Here is a 2,945-nt window from a genome sequence, read left to right as displayed (position 1 = left end):
AAGGGGAAACTCTTACGCACGGTTTTGGAGCCGAGCCGGGGAGGCGACTCTCCGGCTTAGGTTAACAGACCAGGTAGATCGTGTCACGATGCGATTGGAGCTATTTTTGACAGTATCAAACATAAAGCCAAATATGTGCTGGACGCTGATATTGCCAAATGCTTTGACCACATCAACCACAAAGCGTTACTTGACAAAATCAATACCTATCCAAGACTCCGAAAACAAATTAAGTCTTGGCTCAAAAGCGGGGTACTAGACCAAGGTGAAATTTTTCCAACCAAAGAAGGTACACCACAAGGTGGGGTCATCTCCCCACTGTTGGCAAATATAGCCTTACACGGGATGGAAGAACGGATTAAACAATACGCAGAAACGCTGAAATACCCAGGAATCAGTAAACAAGATAAGCGGACATCCTTAAGTTTAATCCGATACGCCGATGACTTTGTAATCATGCACAAAGACATTGAAGTAGTAATAGCCTGTCAGAAGATAATTGCAGAATGGTTGAATGACATGGGTCTAGAATTGAAACCAAGCAAAACGAAACTAACCCACACCCTCAATGATTATAATGGAAATGTTGGGTTTGAGTTTTTAGGATTTCATGTACAACAACATAAGGTAGGTAACTACCGAAGTGCCAAGAACTCACATGGAACACTACTTGGCTTTAAAACATTAATCACTCCGTCCCAACTAAAAATAAAAGCTCATCTTGCAAAAATTGAAGAAGTAATAGATACTCACAGCCACGCCCCCCAATATGCCTTAATCAAAAGACTAAATCAAATCATCAGGGGATGGTCAAACTATTACTCAAGAGTAGTAAGTAAAGAAACCTTCACAAAGGTAGATAATCTTACTTACGACAAATTAAGAGCTTGGGCAAGAAGACGGGGAAAAGGTAACATCAATAAAGACAAATACTGGCGAACAGTAGGCGATATAAAATGGTGTTTCAGTACAGAAGAAGGGTTAGAGTTAGCCAAGCACTCAAAAACGCCTATTATTAGGCATATAAAAGTTAAAGGCAATTCAACACCCTATGATGGTGACTGGATTCAATGGAGTAAAAGACGCGGAGAATACCCGGAAACACCAATAAGAGTGGCAACACTTTTAAAGACACAAAAAGGTAAATGCACCCACTGTGGTTTGTACTTTACGCCTACAGACATTGTGGAAGTTGACCATATCCAACCAACCTCCCTAGGTGAAATGGATGAATACAAAAATCTACAACTTGTGCATAAACACTGTCACGACACAAAAACGGAAAAAGACGGTTCTATCAACAAGAACTATGATGACAATCCGTTTTGAATTGTACCTATAACAAAGGTGAAGGTATCAAGGAGCGGAATGAGGCGAAAGTCTCACGTTCCGTTTTGAAGGAGAGGTAGGAGTGGCAACACTCCTATCGACTCTAACAATATCGCTCTACAAACAGCCATGACACCTACAGTAACCATTCAAGAACTAGCAATCCCCCTGACAGCCAGAAACCACTCCCCAACCCTCCTCAACTCTGACTTCCTCAAATACAGCAGCATCGTTCCACCTGATTGGGAACTAGCCCGCCCCCACTTTGGATCCTCAAATCTCTCAAGTCGCCTTTACCAACGGCATCAACATCGTCGCCCAATCCAACGCCATCACCTTCATCGAATCTCTGAGCGCAAAACCTTTAGAAGACACCAAAATTTCCGCTATCATCCGCAAATACGTTGAAGTTTTGCTCCGCACAAACTATCAAACATTGAGCATCAATCCCAGAAGTTTTATCACCTTTGAAGGGGGAGAGGAAAACGCAGCCTCGGAGTACATTACCTCCACTTTATTATCGAGAGGCACTTGGTCTGATGTTGGGAAAGCTCCGGTAAAGCTGCCGTTAATTTAGTTTACTCCCTGGAACAAGGAGAACTCAACTTGAGCGTTGCCGAAGCTTTGTTGCAACTGCAAGATGCTGATCCAACTCCCGCAGTATTGTTTTCGGGAAGGTTCCAGTACGAGGTTGCAGGAGAATTAGAAGGCAAGAAACTGCAACACTTATACCAGCTTCTAGACAATTGGTAGCTAGATTTAGAGGCTTACAGAGAAATCGTCAACGAACGGTTTTTGGGGAAAGAAGTTGAAGGGTTGCGGTCTGCCGCATAAAGAATAAGACGCTAACAAACAATATATGGCGTGTGCCTGCGTCAGTCCTGTATACCTTCGATATCTCGATTCTTTGGGGCAACGACCGTGAGCCCCTATCCATCAACCTCCTTGAGCCCATACTGCCCCACTACGTCGGTTTTTACAGATACCGTCACCGCTGCGGGGGAAACTTTTACTCACTTGTTCGGCGTGTACAAATGTTCGCAAGAGGCGCCCAACTCCGACCCCACTTTCCTGACTGTACCGCCAACAACGAAGTTGAAAGCTGGGGAATCCCTAGTTTACAGGGCTTTGGCTTCTGACCCTGATGCCGACTCGCTTACTTATAGCTTGGTTCTCAACCCCCAAGGGATGAGCGTAAATCCGAACAACGGCAGCGTAGTTTGGACTCCGACGGCGACTCAGATCCAGGAGTATTATACCCAGTTGCAGGCGACGCGCGATCGCTTAATTGCTTTCGGTCGGGGAGACTCCGCACCCTCAAAAGTGAAGTTCAATGTCGCCTTGCGGGCAACTGACGGCAAAGGCGGTCAGGCTTTGCAGTACATCGAGGTGGAACTGATACCGCCCAACAATCCTCCGGTCTTCACTTCTGTCGCGCCGTCGGACTTGCAACCTCAAATTGGCAAGCGGTTCGAGTATCGCGCCGTAGCGAACGATGCCGACGGCGACACCATTACTTACGCGCTGAAACCGGGCGCACCTGCTGGCGTCTCCATCAACCCAACTACCGGACTGGTAACTTGGACGCCGACAGCGGCGCAGTTGGGACCGAGAGC

General features: G+C 46.1%; 4 protein-coding genes. All 4 read left to right on the top strand.

The window, feature by feature from the left end; genetic code table 11:
• Nucleotides 1–93 precede the first annotated feature (93 nt).
• The gene (locus QUB61_RS38745; protein WP_333134633.1) at nt 94–1,329 is read left to right on the top strand and encodes a reverse transcriptase domain-containing protein; all 1,236 of its coding nucleotides are present in this window, start codon (nt 94–96) and stop codon (nt 1,327–1,329) included.
• Nucleotides 1,330–1,594: 265 nt separating this feature from the next.
• The gene (locus tag QUB61_RS38740) at nt 1,595–1,906 is read left to right on the top strand and encodes a hypothetical protein (protein ID WP_333134631.1); all 312 of its coding nucleotides are present in this window, start codon (nt 1,595–1,597) and stop codon (nt 1,904–1,906) included.
• 29 nt (nt 1,907–1,935) lie between these two features.
• Entirely contained in the window at nt 1,936–2,082 is a 147-nt protein-coding gene (locus tag QUB61_RS38735) for a hypothetical protein (RefSeq protein ID WP_333134629.1), read from the top strand.
• A 168-nt stretch (nt 2,083–2,250) separates the two neighbouring features.
• Nucleotides 2,251–2,945: putative Ig domain-containing protein (locus tag QUB61_RS38730; RefSeq protein WP_333190437.1), on the top strand; the 695-nt coding region annotated here is incomplete at its 3' end.

The organism is Microcoleus sp. C2D2 (genome assembly GCF_036702495.1).
GTDB lineage: Bacteria > Cyanobacteriota > Cyanobacteriia > Cyanobacteriales > Microcoleaceae > Microcoleus.
Note: the sequence above shows the minus strand (reverse complement) of the source record. Positions and strands in the feature narration are given on the sequence as shown.